The organism is Gardnerella sp. c10Ua_31 (genome assembly GCF_055700915.1).
Window position 1 is genome coordinate 109,498 of sequence record NZ_JANUYG010000002.1, and the last position, 17,735, is coordinate 127,232.

Sequence of the window (17,735 nt, forward strand, 5' to 3'; positions counted from 1 at the left end):
TTTGTTAGATTTGCCTCGCGCATGCGCTTTGACCGCGCGAGCGATATTTCCGCATTTTGTACGTAATTATGGTCAAATATGGTACAAAATGCGGAGTTGTTTGACGGGTTTTGTACGTAATTTATGTCGATTTTGGTACAAAAAGCGGAGGGTTTTTCCGGAGTTTGTACGTAATTTACGCCAAATTTGGTACAAAAAGCGGAAAGGCAGGTCGTCGCGCACGCGATCAAAGCATTCATGCAGGTCGGAGCGCAAATCAGTCGCGATTTTGCGATTTTTCAAGCTTTTCCTTAAGACCTTCAAGCGCTGCAAAACGAATATCCGTAACGTCGTGATGATGCTCTGGATGCTCATTCAGATTCTCTCCGCACTGAGTGCAGAGACCCTTGCAATCTGGCTCGCACAAAGGCTTAAGTGGCAACTCGCTAACCATTGTGTCTCGAATCAGCGCCTCAATGTCGGCAAAATCGCCGCCACCAACCAGCGGATACACATTTCCAGAATCGTCGCCTTCGTCCCAAATATCAGCATCTTCTAAATCATCATTAGAGTTATTAGAACGCGCGCCGCCATTTGCGCTCTTGCCGCCTTTGCCGCTTTCCACGCGCGCAAAAAACGCGCACACATCAACAGGCCAATCCCTATGCAACGGCATCAAGCATCGCGAGCACTCTGCATGTACTCGCGCCGTAATCGTGCCCTGGAACATAAGCCCGTCCACAACGGAATCAAAATTGCCGTCTACTGTAACATCGCTCCCTGGCTGCACGCCAATAACGCTGTCTCCAATGCCCTCTGGCGCTGGGAACGCGCGATGCAATTGCATGCTACTTCCTGCACGCGCTGCCATTTGCGCAACTGGTACCGCCCACAAAGACTGGGAGGGATGCGATGTCATTTTAATTCCTTTCGTCGTCGCTTCTTTCACTGCTTTCGCTGTTAAATTCTTCATCTATCTTACTCGCAGCCTGATTTTGCACATGTGCAGCTGCGCGTCTACGCTCTTCCAAAACGCGCTGACCTGCTTGAACGTCTTGCTCAAGCTTATCTAATTGCTGCTTTAAGCCTTCCATAACCGTGGCGCTGTACTGATCCGCACCGCGAGTAAGCTTTTCGGCCTTTGCTTGCGCATTGTTTACAATCTCGCGCGCTTGATTCTTTGCAATCGCAACAACATTTTCTTGACCTGCCAAGAATCTGGCTCGCTCCTGAGCTTCCTCAACCATTTGCGCAGCCTGACTTTGAGCCGAACTTACAACAGAATTTGCTTGAGCTTGAGCCGTTCGCAAACGCCTCTCTGCCTCTCGCATTAACGCACTAGCGCGCTCCAGCTGAACAGGCAGCATGTCTTTTAGCCTAGACAAATAATCGCCAAACTCTTCGCGATCCACCTTTGCCATTCCAGCAGCAAAAAGCACTCCCTTTGCGCTATTTAACGCCGTTTCCATCGTGTCGATTATGTCGTACACAGTAGTGAACTCTTCACGCGACTTTGTGCGCACTTCCTCACTAACGGTTTGCGGATCCGCTGCCTTAAACACGTTTTCTTCTTCGTCGTCAAACGCTATTGCGCCGCCGTCTTCTCGCTCGCGCAAATCTGGCATTGGGAACAAGTTTTGCGCATTATCGCCAGCAACCGCAGAATTGGCAGCCTCATCGCCAGCAACCGCAGAATTGGCAGCCTCATCGCCAGCAACCGCAGAATTGGCAGCCTCATCGCCAGCAACCACAGAGTCGCCAGCAGCCGCTGAGTCGCTAGCAGCGTCACTAGCATCATCATTAGCCTTACTTGCCGCAGGCACAGCATCGTAAGCTTCAAAAGCAGCACTAGGCGAATCGTCGTTGTTTGCAATCACTGGATTTAATGGCAACTTTTGGCTGCGATTTGCCGATACTTGGCTTTCCATTGTGTCGTCTTCGTTTTCGCTCATTTTCGCTCCTTCGCTAAGTAGCTGCTCTCTTATCTCTTAACAATCTTATTGTACGTATTTTAGTACGTATTTATTTAATACGTATTTATTTTAGTAATATTGTACTTATTTCGGTGATATTTAACTTGCCATTATAATATTTCGCTAATTTTATGATTACGATATTGCATTTGTTTTAGAAAAAACGCTTTGCAAAAGTGGAATCACATTATTTGGCACCATTCCCGAAACATCGCCACCATGACGAGCCACATCTTTTACAACAGAGCTAGAAACATGCTCCAAAATAGGATCCGCTGGCAAAAACATGGTTTCAATGCCAGCCAGCTTGCGATTAACCAGCGCCATTCCAAGCTCCGCCTCGTAGTCGCCATTTTGGCGCAATCCCTTAACGATTACGGTTGCTCCGACTTTTTTGCAATAATCTGTAATAAGACCATCTGTAGAAGAAACAACTATTTTACACGCTGGCGATTTAGCAGCACCGCGCAAAGGTGGCGCAAACTTGCCGATTGGCGAATCGTCTTTTAAGTCTTCCAACGCTTTGCGAATAATATCCACGCGCTCCGACTCGGAAAACATGGGCGTTTTGGCCGCATTAACCGCCACTAAAACATGCACTTCGTTAAAAAGATGCGTACAACGTTGTATCACGTCTAAGTGTCCGGCTGTAACGGGATCGTAGGAGCCTGGGCAAACAGCTATAGTCATATATTTAGGTTACCACGTGTCTGGCACGAATCTGGCACGCGCTTTGACCGCGCGAACAACATGACCCATTCCCGCATTTTGTACGTGATTCAGGTCAAATATGGTACAAAGTGCGTCGAATCGTTCGCGCGCGGTGATGCCAAGCGAAGTAGAGATTCGAGATTTTTCGCAGCTATCGAAGCGAGCCTCAGCGTCGCTAGATGGTGACTCGCCGAGAGAGCAAGAAAAATCGAGAATCTCGGCGATAAAAGCCACGCAATTGTTCTAGATATTCAGAAGGTTTGATGTATTTCTCTACGAGCAATAAATAGCGCAGTACTAAAACCTAAAACCTTAGAATATTAACGTTCATAAGCTATACGCAAAAGTGCGCGTCACTTGCGAGGAGAGAAATACTCAAACCTCGCGCAACAGCAAACAGAGAATGCCGCTCGCGCAATATTTGTTGCGATTATGAATTATGCTTGTATAAACATAAATCGCAAGCAACAAAACACGATTTATGCAACACGATTTATGCAAACATGATTTATGTGAAAAGGATTTGTACGAAAGGGATGCAATGACGTTTTCAAATGATTCAAAATATGGCGATAGCTTAAACGCTGCTGATTTGAACGCTGTTATGGAAGACGATTCGCAAAGCCTCCCAGATTCTGGGTCTAGCACAAGCACAAGCGTGCTCGAAAAGCCAGAAGTAGACGAATCCGCAAAAATGGACGATGGCGGCGACGCAGACCGCTTTGCACACTACGTTTCCAAAGATCGCGTAATCGAATCGCGCTTGACTGGCCGCCCTGTTGTGGCGCTGTGCGGAAAAGTGTGGATTCCAAAACGTGAAGCAAACGATTACCCTGTTTGCCCAGAGTGCAAAAAAATCTACGAAGAGATGAACAATCTGGGCTTTTAGAGCAACTCAAATTAAAGCTGATTTAGAAACTAGTCTAAGCTAACTCAAACTAGCCTAAAACGCTGATTTCTGTAGGAATCGCAGGGTCGCCACGCATAAGACTTTGAGCAGAAATCGGAAGTCTGCTAAGCGCTTTGGCACAATAATCTTGTGCTCGCATAATCGCGTCATGCCCCATAAACTCCGTATTAAATTCGCCATTTTGCACGTAGTCAACTAGCAAATCTTCCCAAGAATCTTGCGGCTTAAAAGTCGCGAGTGCGCTCTCCGAACCAGAAATTACGTGTTCGCAGTCAGCCACGCCATTGCCAGCAGCACCACCATTCGCGCCGCCACTAAAATCGTAGGAACGATACGCAAGTTTACGCCCTGGAACAGTCGCCTTATTCTTAGACTTCTTAGCAACAGGTTGCATAACGCCATCCGCGCCCTCGCGCTCTGTAAGCTTATAAACCATTGCGCAAGTAGGCGCGCCCGAACCCGTAACAAGCATTGTGCCAATGCCGTAGGAATCGACTGGCGCGTTTTGCAAAGACGCAAGCGCATACTCATCCAAATCGTTAGTAACCGTGATTTTAGTGTTTTTAGCGCCCAACGCATCGAGCTGCGCGCGCACGCGACGAGCCATAACACACAAATCTCCCGAATCAATGCGCACGCCGCCAAGATCCGCGCCAGCAACTTGCACGGCGGTTTTAACAGCCTCCTCCACGTTGTACGTGTCTACAAGCAACGTTGTGCCTTTGCCAAGCGCGGCAATCTGCGACTCAAAGGCTGCGCGCTCCGAATCATGCACAAGAGTAAAGCAATGCGCAGCCGTTCCAATCGCCTTAAGCCCGTAAAGCTTTGCCGCAAGCAGGTTTGCAGTTCCCTTAAAACCGCCGATTACCGCCGCTCGCGAGGCAGCCACCGCCGACCACTCGTTTGTGCGCCTGCCGCCCATGTCCATGCACGGCCTTCCAGCAGATGCGGAAACCATGCGTGCGGCGGCGCTTGCCACTGCGCAATCGTAGTTAAGCACGGAAAGCAGCAGTGTTTCTAGCAATGTGCACTCGCCAAAAGTTCCTTCAACTTGCAAAATCGGAGAATCTGGGAAAAACATTTCGCCTTCCCTATAACCGCGGATTTTGCCGCTAAAATGGTAGTTTTCTAGCCATTTAATGGTGTCTTTGCTTACGATTTTTCGGTCTTGCAAAAATCGCAAGTCCTCGTCACTAAAGTGGAATCGCGCTAGCTCCTCTAAAATTCTGCCTGTGCCTGCTACCACTCCGTAGCGGCGACCTTGCGGAAGATGCCTCGTAAAAATCTCAAAAACGCATTTGCGGTCTGCTGTGCCGTCTTTTAGCGCTGCGTCTAGCATTGTGTACTCGTACATATCGGTCATGAGTACGGAAGAGTTTGCGTAGGATTTTACGTCAGACTTTACTTCAGACTTTGCGAAATCAAAAGAATCAATCATTTTCAATCCTTTCTTGCGATTTTAGTGGCGTGCATTCGGCGGGCGGTTAGTGGCCATTTTTCCGTAGCAGCGCTTGCGATTTCTATCTGCTTGCAATCATAGTCCTATGCCTATCTACGCATTTTGTTGCTCAACACGCCGATTTGAGCAACATTCTCTGCAAATCGCTCGCGAGTTACGGCGTGCTCAAAGCGTAGCGCGCGAGCGATTTCCTGCGTTTGTTTCTTTTTGCCCGCATTTGTTTACATTTCGGCCGATTTTGGAAACAAAAGCAAGCGCGACGACCTGCCTGAGCCGCTTAAACGTAAAGTCCACTGGACTTTACGTGCGGCGAAGACGTGAGCGTGAGTTATTATAATTGAGATTATGCTTGAAAATACGAACAGAACTCTTACAGCAGCAGCCGCGCGATTGCGCTTATACAACACGGCAACTCACAGCACTAGCGAGTTTACAACCGTTACTCCTGGCCACGTTGGAATGTACGTGTGTGGAGCAACTGTGCAAAGCTCGCCGCACATAGGTCATATTCGCGCAGCAATCGCCTTCGACGTAATCCGCCGCTGGCTGCTACGTTTAGGCTACAACGTTACTTTTGTGCGCAATGTCACAGATATTGACGACAAAATCATGAAAAAAGCTAGTGAAGCCGGCCAAACTTGGTGGGAGCGCGCCTACTTTTACGAGCGCGAATTTAGTGAAGCTTATAACACTTTAGGCGTTTTGCCGCCGACGGTTGAGCCGCGAGCTACCGGTCATATTACGGATATGGTTGAGCTGATTGAGCGTTTGATTGAGCGCGGTCACGCTTACGTTATTAAAGACGATTCGGGAAATCCTACTGGCAACGTTTATTTTGACGTGCCAAGTTGGGAGCATTACGGCGAGCTTACGCACCAAAATCAAAATCGTGATGTAAACAGTTGCGACGAAGCGTCCTCAATTGCGGATACAAAAGGCCCAAGCGTAGACTCAGCCGGCAACGATATTTACAACCCGACCGACCCGGCCGACGCTTCCCCAGACAAGCACGATCCTAGGGATTTTGCGCTTTGGAAAGCTCCTTGCGATTTCGATCAGCCGGACGCGCGCTGGAAAACACCTTTTGGCGAGGGGCGCCCAGGTTGGCATATTGAGTGCTCTGCTATGAGCCACCGTTATCTTGGCGACGATTTTGACATTCACGGCGGCGGATTGGATTTGCGATTCCCGCATCACGAAAACGAGATGGCACAAACGCGTGCCGCCGGCTGGGAAAGCGCAAACGTGTGGATGCATTCCGCGTGGGTTACAGCCAAAGGCGAGAAGATGAGCAAATCGTTGGGAAATGGGCTTTCCGTGCCAACAGTTTTGGCGAATAATTCGGCTTGGGTTGTGCGTTACGCGCTGGGAGCTGTGCAGTATCGCGCAATGTTGGAGTGGTCGGATCAAGCTTTGGTAGAAGCAAAAGCTGCTTACAATCGCATAAGCAACTTCCTTGAGCGAGCCGGACGCGTAATTAAAGCGCAGCCGACACGAGAAGCGGTAGTAAGCGTAAACGCGGACAAGCTTCCGGAAGACTTTACGCGCGCAATGAACGACGATATTAACGTTTCCGGCGCAAACGCAGCAATATTTACAGCAATTCGACAAGGAAATGCATTTCTTGACTACTATACACAAATGCAAAACGCTGCGAAAGCGCATAAAATATCGCAAAATGAGGCGCAATCACAAATCGAAATCATTCAAGAACTGCTATATAACGAGGTTTTGCAAGTGCGCGCCATGCTAGACACACTCGGATTAGACATTTATGCAGAACCTTGGGCTTCTAATGCGAAATCTTCTGCAGAAGGCGCAAATGGCAGCAAGGGCGTCAGTAGCAGCGGCAGCGGCAGTATCAGCAAGAAGCGCACTGCTTTGAACGCTTTAATCAACTCGCTGCTTCAAGCTAGAGCGAATGCCAGAGAGATGAGGAATTTTGCGACAGCGGATGCGATTCGCTACGCGCTAAATAACGCGGGAATTGTGATTGAAGATGCGGTTCAAGGATCTTCGTGGCATTTGAAGTAAGCGTAAGTACAGAAAACGCAACGTTAATAAACGCAACGCTAGTAAACGCAACCAAAATAGCAGTAATCACGCAACGTTAACAACAGCAGATAGAATAGAGCAATTATGGCAGCATTTAGTTCGTTAACAGAAAGACTTTCTGGCGCATTCAAGCACTTGCGCAGAAAAGGCAAATTATCCGATTCCGACATCGACGGCACGATTCGCGAAATCCGCCGCGCGCTTTTAGACGCAGACGTGGCTCTAGACGTTGTGCGATCTTTTACCGCTAAAATCCGCGAGCGCGCACTAGGCGAAGAGGTTTCTAGCGCGCTAAATCCTGCTCAACAGGTTGTGCGAATTGTAAACGACGAGCTTACAAACGTTTTGGGCGCAGGCGTTGAGCGTCCGCTGAATTTTGCAAAATACCCCCCAACCGTAATCATGCTTGCTGGCTTGCAAGGCGCTGGTAAAACAACGCTTGCAGGAAAATTGGGCTACTGGCTTAAAGATTCTGGGCATACACCTTTGCTTGTTGCGGCGGATTTGCAACGCCCTAACGCCGTTACGCAGCTTGAGGTTGTTGCCGAGCGCGCAGGCGTGGCGATTTTTGCGCCAGAGCGAGGTGTGCAAAGTGATGGCGGCAGCGAAGTTGTTTCGGCTGGTTTAGCCACTGGGGATCCTGTTAAAGTTGCGCGAGATTCCATTGACTACGCGCGCGCAAAAATGTACGACACGGTTATTATTGATACCGCTGGTCGCCTTGGCGTGGACGATGCTCTTATGCATCAAGCGCGAGAAATTCGCGATGCTGTTAATCCGCAAGAAATTCTGTTTGTTATAGACGCCATGATTGGTCAAGACGCTGTTCGCACAGCTCAAGCTTTTAACGAGGGTGTTGACTTTACAGGCGTTGTGCTTTCTAAGTTAGATGGCGATGCGCGAGGCGGCGCTGCACTATCTGTTGCAAGCGTTACAGGCAAGCCGATTTTGTTTGCTTCTACTGGCGAAGGTTTGAAGGATTTTGAGATTTTCCACCCAGATAGAATGGCCTCCAGAATCCTCGACATGGGCGATATTCTAACGCTTATTGAGAATGCGCAAAAGCAGTTTGACGAGGAAGAGTCTAGAAAAGCGGCTGCAAAAATATCTGAAGGAACTTTTGGACTAGACGACTTTTTGGATCAGCTTCAACAGGTTAAAAAGCTTGGTTCTATGAAGAAGATTCTTGGCATGATGCCTGGAATGGCAGCGCACAGGCAAGAGCTTGAGCAGTTTGACGACCGCGAGATAGACCGCACAGAGGCGATTATTCGCTCGATGACGCCTAAAGAGCGCAAAGACACAAAGATTATTGATGGTTCTAGGCGCGCGCGTATTGCAGCTGGCGCAGGCGTTTCGGTTTCCGCAGTGAACGCGCTTTTGCAACGCTTTGAGCAGGCAGCTAAGATGATGAAGCGCATGAGCAATGGCGGCGGCGCAGGAATGCCAGGAATGGGCGGAATGCCTGGGTTTGGCGGCGGCGCTGGAAAGTCTAAGCGTAAAGACAAAAAGAGCAAGAAGAAGGGCGGAAAGTCTGGCAATCCTATGCGCCGCGAGGCCGAGGAGCGCGCGCTTAGAGACCGCTTGTCTGGAAATTCTTCTGCAAATAATTCAAATAATGGCGATGACGCTGGCGAGTCTGCCTTTATGAAGAAGAAGCAGGATTTGCCTAATAATTTGCCAGAAAATCTTCAAAATCTTATGAGTGGCGAAGGTGATTTTGCTGGCGGAATGCCTGATTTGCCGCCTAATTTGGGCGGCGGACTCGCAGGACTTTTCGGCAGATAAGCTAATAACAGATAATCAGTAGATGATTTACTCGATTTTACTTGCGATTTTACTTGTTGCGCTTGTTTTGCTTTTAGCTTGGCAGTTGCTTAGGTGGCTGCCAGCTGGAGCAGACGGGCTAAAACCACTGCCCTATGTTATTGCGCTGCTTCCGATTGCGCCGTTTTGCGCAGGGTTTGGGCTAATCGCCAGCATTGTAAGTGCAATTGCAACGCGCTCGCAAAATGGATTTTATAAATCTTACGTATTTTTGTGCGTTGCATATATTGTGTTGTTCGTAATCTCTTTGAAATCGTATTCGCCCTATTTTTCAAGACGATTGCGGGAACAAACGCAGGAAAAATCGCAGACAAGATCGCAGGAAAAATCACTAGAAATCCGCGTTATGACGCTTAATTGCAGATATGGCCGCGCAAACGCAAGTCAAATAATAAAGCTAGCAAAAACGCATAAAATCGATACGATTCTTTTGCAAGAAGTAAGCAAAAAACTTGTAAAAAACCTTGAAAAACTTGGGATTAAACGCGATTTTGCGCATGTTCAATTGGGAAATACAAACAACCACGAAAATGGCGGATTTAACGCGATTTATACGCGACTAAGCAATGTTAAATCTTTTGGTAAGTCGATTAAGATTGATGCAGCAAACGTGCCAATTGTTACGGCGGTTTCTGGCGATTCGCGCGCGGAAAATCTTCTAATAACATTCGCCTCAGCGCATCCAAAATCGCCTATGCGCGGATGCGCGGCTTGGTGCAGCGGAATAATGGCGCTTGCAAAAATCGGCGAAAATCATAATAAAAGCGGATACAAAAAAGTCACAATAATAGGAGGAGACTTAAACTCCACCCCAGACCACCCAAGCTTTAGAACGCTACTAAAATCAGGCTTTTTAGACGCATCAATGCAAATCGGCAAGCGACTAAAGACTTGGCCAACGTGGCAAAAATGGCCAAATCTTGCGCTTGACCATGTGCTAGTAAAATCAACAGGCTGCAGCGCTAAAGCCACAGAGCAAAGCACAATTCGCGTGGACGGCAGCGACCACTTTGCGCTAATCGTTTGCGTTTCAATCCCCCTCTAGCTCCCCTCTAGCTCCCCTCTAGCTCCCCTCTAGCTCCCCTCTAGCTCCCCTCTAGCTCCCCTCTAGCTCCCCTCTAGCTCCCCGCTTATTCGCCCGAATAACAATGCTCTTTGCATACAATACCCCACTAAGTAAGGTAGAGATTCGAGATTTTTCGCGGCGAATCGACGACTTCGAGCTGCATAATGCGCGAGAAGTCACCTCGATTCGCTGAGCCGCTCAAAGCAGAAGCACTGCTTCTGCGCGGCGAAGACGTGAGCGCGGCTAATCCGCGCGAACGCAGAAACACCCAGCCCTCCTACACACCAAATATGAAGTCGCGCAAATAGCAAGCAAGGAAAAGACGCCCACGTCTTAGCCCGAATTTGTAGCTCAACACGCCAGTTTGACCAACATTCTTGGCAAAATGCTTAGTCCACGCAATCAGTCATAATAGAAAAGTTATTCGCGTGAATCGAAGCCCTCTTATCGACCACGCGAGGAACAGTGGAACTCGCAAGGAGTGCCCCACACCCGAGCGAAATTCTACGACTCTAGTTATAAGGAGAGCCATTTTGGCAACCAAGATTCGTCTTAAGAGATTGGGCAAGAAGTTCTACGCCTTCTATCGCGTTGTGATTTCTGATTCGCGCAACAAGCGTAACGGCAAGTCCATCGAAGAGATCGGCATCTACGATCCAAACAAGCAGCCATCTTTGATTCAGATTAAGTCTGATCGCGCACAGTACTGGCTTGGCGTTGGCGCACAGCCAACCGAACCAGTGTTGAAGCTGCTAAAGATTACTGGCGATTGGCAGAAGTTCAAGGGTCTTGAAGGTGCAGAAGGCACTTTGAAGACTAGCGAAGCTGGCCCAGACGCTCAGGCTCGCGTTGAAGCTGTAGAAGCCGAAGCTCAGAAGCTTAAGGCTGCTAAGTCCGAAGCCGCTGCAAAGGCTCAGGCTGCTGCAGAAGCCGCTAAGAACGAAGCCGAAGAAGCTCCAGCAGCAGATGCTGAAGCCGAGGAAAAGGCTGAGTAATTATGCTGGCTCAAGCTGTGGAACATCTCATTAAGAACATTGTGGATTTTCCAGATGACGTATCCGTGCGTTCTCATTCAAACGCTCGCGGCGAACTTTTGCGCGTGCGCGTAAATCCAGAAGACATCGGTCGCGTTATTGGAAGAAACGGTCGTACCGCTAATGCTATTCGTATTGTTGTTCAGGCTCTAAGCCGTCGCAATGTGCGCGTAGACATTATGGACGTACGTAAGTGAGATTGAACGTGGCTAAAAACCAACTTTTTGACAACCCTCAGCAAGGTTCAAACACCCTACTGAGGGTTTGTCGTATTGGAAAAGCGCAAGGATTAAAAGGCGAAGTTACGGTTCAAATCTTTACAGACGAGCCTTATAATCGCTTTGAACCAGGCAATGTGCTTTACACTCAAGACGGCAAGCGCGAGTTTACAATTGAAGCTTCTCGCACTTTCAAAAACCGCTGGATTCTGCTTTTTGAACAGAGTCTAAATCGTAATGATGCAGAGGCATTAAACGGCTTGGAGCTTTACACTAAGGCTCAAAGCGCGGAAGAGTTAGAGCAAGAAAACGCCTGGTATATTAAGGATTTAGTAGGCCTTAGCGCGCGCATTTGTAAGAATAATTCACTTGGTGTTGCTCCTCGCGAAATCGGCAAAGTCGTAGACGTTGTGGACGGCGCGCAGTCGCTGCTTAAAATCCGCCTTTTGGAGCCAGTTGGCGATGATAAAATTGCGCTAGTTCCTTTTGTTCAAGCGCTTGTTCCAGAAGTAAATCTTAAAAACGAATATTTAACTTTAGACCCTCCAGGCGGCTTAATCCCTGGGCTTTAATGCGCAGGATTTAAGCTTAAGGCTTATAAAAATGCAAATCGACATAATCTCCGTATTCCCTGAATATTTTCGCATGCTTGATCTGAGTTTGCTCGGTAAAGCGCAAGATAATGGCTTGCTTAAAATTAACGCGTACAATCTTAGAAGATGGACACACGACGTTCATCAATCTGTTGACGATACGCCAGTTGGGGGCGGCGCTGGAATGGTGATGAAGCCCGAAGTGTGGTCGGAGTGCCTTGATGAGCTGCTTTTTAGTGGCAATAATATCGCAGATAACAGCGGCGACGGCTGCGATGTCTGCAATGTCTGCGACGACAATAACTGCATCGCAAACAATAGCGTTGATAACGGTACAATTCTAATCTTCCCAAATCCTTCTGCACCACTGTTTTCGCAAAAAGACGCAACGCAATTAGCAAACGCAAAGCGACTTGTGTTTGGATGCGGCCGCTACGAAGGCTACGACGCGCGAATCCCAGAATACTACAAATCGCGCGGCTTAGATGTGCGCGAGTACTCTATTGGCGACTACGTTCTTAACGGCGGCGAAGTTGCTGTTAGCGTTATGGTAGAGGCCATTACGCGCTTGATTCCAGGCTTTATGGGTAACCCTGAGTCGATTGTGGAAGAGTCGTACACGGGCGCGGACGCGATTCTTGAGCATCACCAGTACACGCGACCAACAACTTGGCGCGGCCTTAGTGTGCCTGCGATTCTAACTTCTGGCGACCACGCTAAAGTGGATCGATTCCGTAGAGATGATGCGTTGGAGCGCACAAGTCAAATTAGACCAGATTTGATTGAAAAACTTGATTGCAAGTCGCTTAGTAAGCAAGATAGAAAAACGCTGATTAGCCTTGGGTGGGAGGTTTCTGGCGATTCGCCAAAACGCCTATAAATCTAGCTATCGATAGAACGGCTCCCTATTGGTTGTTGTTGTGCAATTTCCCACTTAACGTTGCGCGAGGTTTGAGTATTTCTATCCTCGCAGGCGCGCCAACCTGCCTTCGAGCTTAGAGCGTAGCGCGAGAAGGCAATTTGGCGCGCTGAGCCGCTTAGCGTAGAAGCACGGTGTGCTTCTACGGAGGCGAAGACGTGAGCGCGCTGTAACGCGCGAACGACAGGACCTGCCATGTAGTGCGATTGTACCGAGTTTACGGCGTGTCGTCATACAATCGCACTACACAAACAAACAAAACTGTAGTGCGATTGTACTTGATTTTGGTGTTTTTTAATACAAACGCACTACAAGAAAAATCTTGAATCTCTACCTCACTTGGTCACGCTCTAAACGCAAACAAAGCCATCAATGCGAGGTTTGAATAAACATAACGGCAGTTTCGCCATAGTTTCGCGTGTCGAAAATCTCCCACCCCGCACAAATCTTAGGCGCAACACTGCGTGCGCTACGCTCCAAAACAATCAACGTGTCTGCCGCATCACTTACAACGCCGTTTTTAACCATGTTTTCAATCAAAAGCTCAACTTGCTCCGTCTCCAACGCATACGGCGGATCCACAAACACCAAATCAAAAGCATCGCCACTGTAGTCTTGCACAAACTGCTCCGCGCGCTTTTTATTTACGCGCGCGCTTAAATCTTCGCTCCACGCGCTTTGGTTTTCTAGCACTTTAATTGTTTTTGCAATTAACGCTGCTGCAGCCGCGTTCGCCTCCACGCACACAAGCTCGTTTGCGCCTCTAGAAATCGCCTCAATACCTAGAGCCGCGGTTCCAGCGAATAAGTCGAGTACGCGCGCTCCCCCGCACACTCCCCACGAGTCGAGTCTAGAAAAAATCGCCTCTTTTGTGCGGTCTGTTGTTGGTCTTGTGCATGACTTTGCGGCGCATAATGGCGTGCCCTTAAATCTTCCTGCAATTACGTGCATATTTTAAGCATATCATTTTAATTTATTTTGACTTATGTATCTTTTTTACTTGTGTCAAATTTTATCCTTGTTAAAATTGTATTGGTCATTTGTTTATTAACATCAACAAATGTTGCTTAGCACTGGTTTCTGGCGATTTATCCAAAACTACGCTAAACAATGAAGTTTGCTAAAAAGCCTAAGCATAAAATATCTAAATCCCAAATACAACTGACATATAACTAAACAACTAAGGAGCAGCAATGACTTCAATCATTTTAGATTGCGACCCTGGCCACGACGACGCGATGGCAATTCTTCTAGCGCTTGGCAACCCAAACATTGATTTGATTGGCGTAACAACAGTCGGCGGTAATCAAAGCCTCGAAAAAGTAACATACAACGCGCGAGCAACGCTAGAAATGGCTCACGCAACAAACATTCCAGTTCACGCAGGATGCGATCGTCCAATGATTCGCCCGCTAGAAGTGGCTGCATCCATTCATGGCGAAACTGGCCTAGACGGAGTAACGCTTCCAAAGCCAACTCGCCCATTAGACGAAGGCCACGCAGTAAACTGGATTATCAACACGATTATGAACAGCGAGCCAGGCACGATTACACTTGTTCCAACTGGCCCACTTACAAACATTGCAATGGCTGCGCGAATGGAGCCGCGAATCGTTAGCCGCGTTAAGGAAGTTGTGCTTATGGGCGGCGGCTACCACGTTGGCAATTGGAGCGCGGTCGCAGAATTTAACATTAAGGTAGATCCTGAAGCCGCTCACGTTGTGTTTAATGAAGATTGGCCTATTACAATGGTTGGTCTTGATTTAACGCACCAAGCACTTTGCACGCCGCAAGTACAAGCTAAAATCGACGCAATCGGCACACCTCTTTCTGCGTTTGCAAGCGGTTTGATGGACTTCTTCCGCAAAACATACCAAAACAATCAAGATTTTATTGACCCACCTGTGCACGATCCTTGCACGGTTGCGTACTTGATTGACCACAGTGTTGTACAAACTCGCAGATGCCCTCTAGACGTTGAAATTAAAGGCGATTTAACACTTGGAATGACGGTTGCAGATTTGCGCGGACCAGAGCCATCAGCCAGCGAATGCCATACGCAAGTGGCCACTAAGCTTGACTTTAACAAGTTCTGGGATTTGATTATCGACGCTCTAAAGCGAATCGATGGAATCAAATAAACCAAATAAGTCAAATAAACCAAATAAGTCAAACAATAGACATCAAACAAATAAATAAAAGATAATAGAGAAAATCCCTAACAAGAGAAGATCCCTAATAACCAAACAAATATATAGGAGTTATTATGACTGAGGTTTCATCTCCAGCTCCACACATGTTAGACAAGGGCGGGCGCTCAATCGTAGCACTTATGACCGCACTTCTAGTGGCCATTTTTGCGTTCCAGCTAAACGCATCCATGCTCTCCCCAGCACTCGCCACTATGACGCACGAGTTTAAAACAACGGATACGCAAATCGCGCTAACACAAACCGTGTTCTTTACGGCGGCAGCGCTGTTTTCGCTATTCCTACCTCGCTTGGCAGACATTGTTGGTCGCAAAAAAGTACTTACAGGCATTCTGGTTTCAACCATTTTAGGATGCGTTATTAGCGCCATTGCACCAAATGTTACGGTTCTTATGATTGGCCGAATCCTTCAAGGCGCAAGCGGTCCTGTTGTGCCAATGTGCTTGATTATGCTGCGCGTGCGCGTTAGCGAAGAAAAGCGCTACGCAAAGTTGATGGCAATTTTAACGTCTGTAAACGGCGGAATTGCAGGCGTGGACGCACTTGCAGGCGGCTGGCTCGCAGGCAACTTTGGCTTTAGATCCGTATTTTGGACTATGGCTGTAATCGGCGTAATTGCAGTTCTTTTGGTTATATTCCAGACTGAAGAATCGCACGCTCAAGACACTCCTAAGATGGATTGGGTTGGCGTTGTAACGCTTGGCATCGCGTTCTTGGCTGCATATCTTGCGATTAACGAAATCGGCAAGCTTGCTGGCGCCAACTTGACGCTTGTTGCAGTTCTTGTAGTTCTTGCAATCGTTTTCTTTGTAATCTTCTGGAACGTAGAGGGCAAAAACTCCGCTCCGCTTGTTTCTACAAAATATATGAGCCAACGCCGCACTTGGGGCTTGCTTTCTTGCACGCTTCTTACAATGACGGGCGTTTTTGCAATCATGAATGGCGTTGTTCCACAGCTTGCACAAGATGCTAAGTCTGGTGCTGCAATGAGCGCAAGTGTTGTGAGCTTTGCAACTCTTACGCCATACGCAATCATTGGCTTTGTGTTTGGCCCTGTTGCTGGCATGCTTGCTGCAAAGTTTGGCTACCGACTCGTTTTGCGCGCTGGAATCCTCGTAAGCGTTCTTGGCGTTGTATTTGGAATGTATGTTTCCGAGATGCCTTCTGTTTGGGGACTCGTAGTGCTTTCCTTGTGGCTTGGAATTAGCTACGCAGGTGTTGCAAACATTATGCTTAATGGCCTTGGAATTGTGCTTTCGCCTAAGGATAATCCTGGATATTTGCCTGGTATGAATGCTGGAGCGTTTAACCTTGGTGCAGGATTGAGCTTTGCGATTCTTTACGCTGTTATGACCAATTTTGCGCAGAACGCTGGAGCCACCACTGGCTACGTTGCTTCGATGATTGCTGGAATCGTGCTACTTGCGCTCGCGTTTGCATGCTCGTTCTTAATCCCTAAGCCAGAAGATTGCGAGTGATTTACTAATCAATCACAAGAAAATAGCAGAATAAACTAAGACCGCAGTTTTTAGCTGCGGTCTTTTTTATATTTGCCAGGCAGTATTCAAGCGCGCTCATGAATGCTTTGCATACGCTCCTCAACAAGCTCTGGCGTCATCGCCTCGTGCACCGCTTCAACAGACTCCATATTAAGAGCAGCAGCAGCAACCGCAAATCGCCCCGTCTTGGAATTATCAAAGTGGTTGTATCGCGCGTAAATCAAAGCTGCAGTCGCAGTATCGCTAGAACCGTTGTCATTGCCAACAGCCTTAGCACCTTCGGATCCATTTCCTCTAGAAACAATCATTCTTTGAACGCGCCGCAAAGGCACAGGATAAAACGCAATGCCTTCCCCAAGTATTCCATACGCAACGCCTTCTCGCCCAGAATTAACAAACACGCGCTTAACTCCGCGCTTAAGCAGCGCCTTTGCGCATTGCACAGCTGACCTTTCGTCTACAGCGCAAATTCCAGTAAGCGCTTGCGATTCTGCAGTGTCTAAAACAAGAGTATCAATGCAATTTAAGCGCGAAAGTATTCTCGTAGCTTTTGCATCCGTTATTGCGCGCACCATAATCGGCTTATGGTAGTTATCGCACACCCATTCAAATGACTTTTGCGAAATGTTTGTGTCGAGCGCAACAATGTCTGCGTTTTCTATGATTGATATTCTTTCACGCAAAAAGTCTGGCGTCATGTAATCGTAGATGCTCATATCGTCTAGTGCCAAAAGCCTTTGCCCCGAAGCGTCTCCAACGTACATGTAAGACGCTGTCATTGCGTCTGGCAGCTGCTTTGAGTAGCCTATATCTAGTCCGTTTACAGATGCGTCGATTTTGAACAACTCGCCATTATGGTCGCCTCCGTACACAGAGACCAGACTTGCGCGCGTGTTCATCCTCTCTAAAGCAACTGCGATATTTCGCCCAACTCCGCCAAGCGCGTAGCGCACTTTTGCAGCGTTCGACGTGTAGTCCATAAGATCTCCGCACGCGATTCCCAAAACGTCCATGCTTATTCCGCCAATTACAGTCACGTAGCTTGGCGGCGTAACAATGTAGCCTTTGCCTCTAAGGTATCCTTTGCGAATCAGATTAGAAATGTGTGCAGCTACACCAGATCTTGTAATGCCCGCTAAGTCTGCAAGCTCTTGCTGACTAATCATAGGATTCTGCTGAATCCACGACAATATTTGTTGTTCGCGTTCAGTCATCTTTGCCTCGTCTCTCGCGTTTTTACCTTATATCTCTAGAATATTCAAAAATTGTCTTTTTCGCACGT

The 17,735-nt window shown here is 48.0% G+C and carries 16 protein-coding genes; 10 read left to right on the forward strand and 6 right to left on the reverse strand.

The window, feature by feature from the left end; translation table 11 throughout:
- Positions 1-256 precede the first annotated feature (256 nt).
- From NYP55_RS02920 to coaD, 3 genes are all read right to left on the reverse strand, one after another.
- Positions 257-898, reverse strand: coding sequence for a YceD family protein (locus NYP55_RS02920; protein WP_472781555.1), 642 nt, complete (start codon positions 896-898; stop codon positions 257-259).
- Between the two features lies 1 nt (position 899).
- Complete coding sequence (locus NYP55_RS02925; protein ID WP_472781556.1) at positions 900-1,931, reverse strand: hypothetical protein; 1,032 nt, start codon at positions 1,929-1,931, stop codon at positions 900-902.
- A 156-nt stretch (positions 1,932-2,087) separates the two neighbouring features.
- A complete protein-coding gene (gene coaD / locus NYP55_RS02930) occupies positions 2,088-2,642 on the reverse strand; it encodes a pantetheine-phosphate adenylyltransferase (RefSeq protein WP_020973209.1) in 555 nt (184 codons plus the stop codon).
- 562 nt (positions 2,643-3,204) lie between these two features.
- Here coaD and NYP55_RS02935 point away from each other — a divergent pair.
- Positions 3,205-3,552 (forward strand): DUF3039 domain-containing protein, encoded by a 348-nt coding sequence (locus NYP55_RS02935; RefSeq protein WP_472781557.1) that lies wholly within the window; start codon positions 3,205-3,207, stop codon positions 3,550-3,552.
- A 49-nt stretch (positions 3,553-3,601) separates the two neighbouring features.
- On the opposite strand, the gene NYP55_RS02940 is transcribed toward NYP55_RS02935, so the two are convergent.
- A complete protein-coding gene (locus NYP55_RS02940; RefSeq protein ID WP_060785667.1) occupies positions 3,602-5,011 on the reverse strand; it encodes a nicotinate phosphoribosyltransferase in 1,410 nt (469 codons plus the stop codon).
- 366 nt (positions 5,012-5,377) lie between these two features.
- Between NYP55_RS02940 and cysS the strand changes: the two genes are divergently transcribed.
- From cysS to trmD, 7 genes are all read left to right on the forward strand, one after another.
- Positions 5,378-7,066 (forward strand): cysteine--tRNA ligase, encoded by a 1,689-nt coding sequence (gene cysS, locus NYP55_RS02945; protein ID WP_060785666.1) that lies wholly within the window; start codon positions 5,378-5,380, stop codon positions 7,064-7,066.
- Between the two features lie 105 nt (positions 7,067-7,171).
- Positions 7,172-8,875 carry a signal recognition particle protein gene (ffh, locus tag NYP55_RS02950; RefSeq protein WP_060785665.1) on the forward strand — a complete coding sequence of 568 codons (1,704 nt, stop codon included), beginning with the start codon at positions 7,172-7,174 and terminating at the stop codon, positions 8,873-8,875.
- 22 nt (positions 8,876-8,897) lie between these two features.
- Entirely contained in the window at positions 8,898-9,959 is a 1,062-nt protein-coding gene (locus NYP55_RS02955) for an endonuclease/exonuclease/phosphatase family protein (protein WP_060785664.1), read from the forward strand.
- Between the two features lie 554 nt (positions 9,960-10,513).
- Positions 10,514-10,975: a 30S ribosomal protein S16 gene (gene rpsP, locus NYP55_RS02960; protein WP_004113466.1), complete on the forward strand. Its 462-nt coding sequence runs from the start codon at positions 10,514-10,516 to the stop codon at positions 10,973-10,975.
- 2 nt (positions 10,976-10,977) lie between these two features.
- Positions 10,978-11,211, forward strand: a complete 234-nt coding sequence (locus NYP55_RS02965; protein ID WP_004131855.1) for an RNA-binding protein — start codon at positions 10,978-10,980, stop codon at positions 11,209-11,211.
- Positions 11,212-11,219: 8 nt separating this feature from the next.
- Complete coding sequence (gene rimM / locus NYP55_RS02970) at positions 11,220-11,804, forward strand: ribosome maturation factor RimM (protein WP_060785690.1); 585 nt, start codon at positions 11,220-11,222, stop codon at positions 11,802-11,804.
- Between the two features lie 31 nt (positions 11,805-11,835).
- Positions 11,836-12,705, forward strand: coding sequence for a tRNA (guanosine(37)-N1)-methyltransferase TrmD (gene trmD, locus NYP55_RS02975; protein WP_060785663.1), 870 nt, complete (start codon positions 11,836-11,838; stop codon positions 12,703-12,705).
- A gap of 408 nt (positions 12,706-13,113) precedes the next feature.
- Here trmD and rsmD read toward each other — a convergent pair whose 3' ends face one another.
- Positions 13,114-13,695 (reverse strand): 16S rRNA (guanine(966)-N(2))-methyltransferase RsmD, encoded by a 582-nt coding sequence (rsmD, locus tag NYP55_RS02980; RefSeq protein ID WP_472781558.1) that lies wholly within the window; start codon positions 13,693-13,695, stop codon positions 13,114-13,116.
- A 242-nt stretch (positions 13,696-13,937) separates the two neighbouring features.
- On the opposite strand from rsmD, the gene uriH reads away from it, so the two are divergent.
- On the forward strand, positions 13,938-14,885 hold the full coding sequence (uriH, locus tag NYP55_RS02985) for a uridine-preferring nucleoside hydrolase UriH (RefSeq protein ID WP_004131838.1): 948 nt from the start codon (positions 13,938-13,940) through the stop codon (positions 14,883-14,885).
- Between the two features lie 125 nt (positions 14,886-15,010).
- Positions 15,011-16,432 carry a uridine transporter UriT gene (uriT, locus tag NYP55_RS02990; RefSeq protein WP_472781559.1) on the forward strand — a complete coding sequence of 474 codons (1,422 nt, stop codon included), beginning with the start codon at positions 15,011-15,013 and terminating at the stop codon, positions 16,430-16,432.
- An 86-nt stretch (positions 16,433-16,518) separates the two neighbouring features.
- Here the strand turns inward: uriT and NYP55_RS02995 are convergent, their stop codons facing one another.
- Complete coding sequence (locus tag NYP55_RS02995) at positions 16,519-17,667, reverse strand: PfkB family carbohydrate kinase (RefSeq protein WP_020757721.1); 1,149 nt, start codon at positions 17,665-17,667, stop codon at positions 16,519-16,521.
- Between the last annotated feature and the right edge of the window lie 68 nt (positions 17,668-17,735).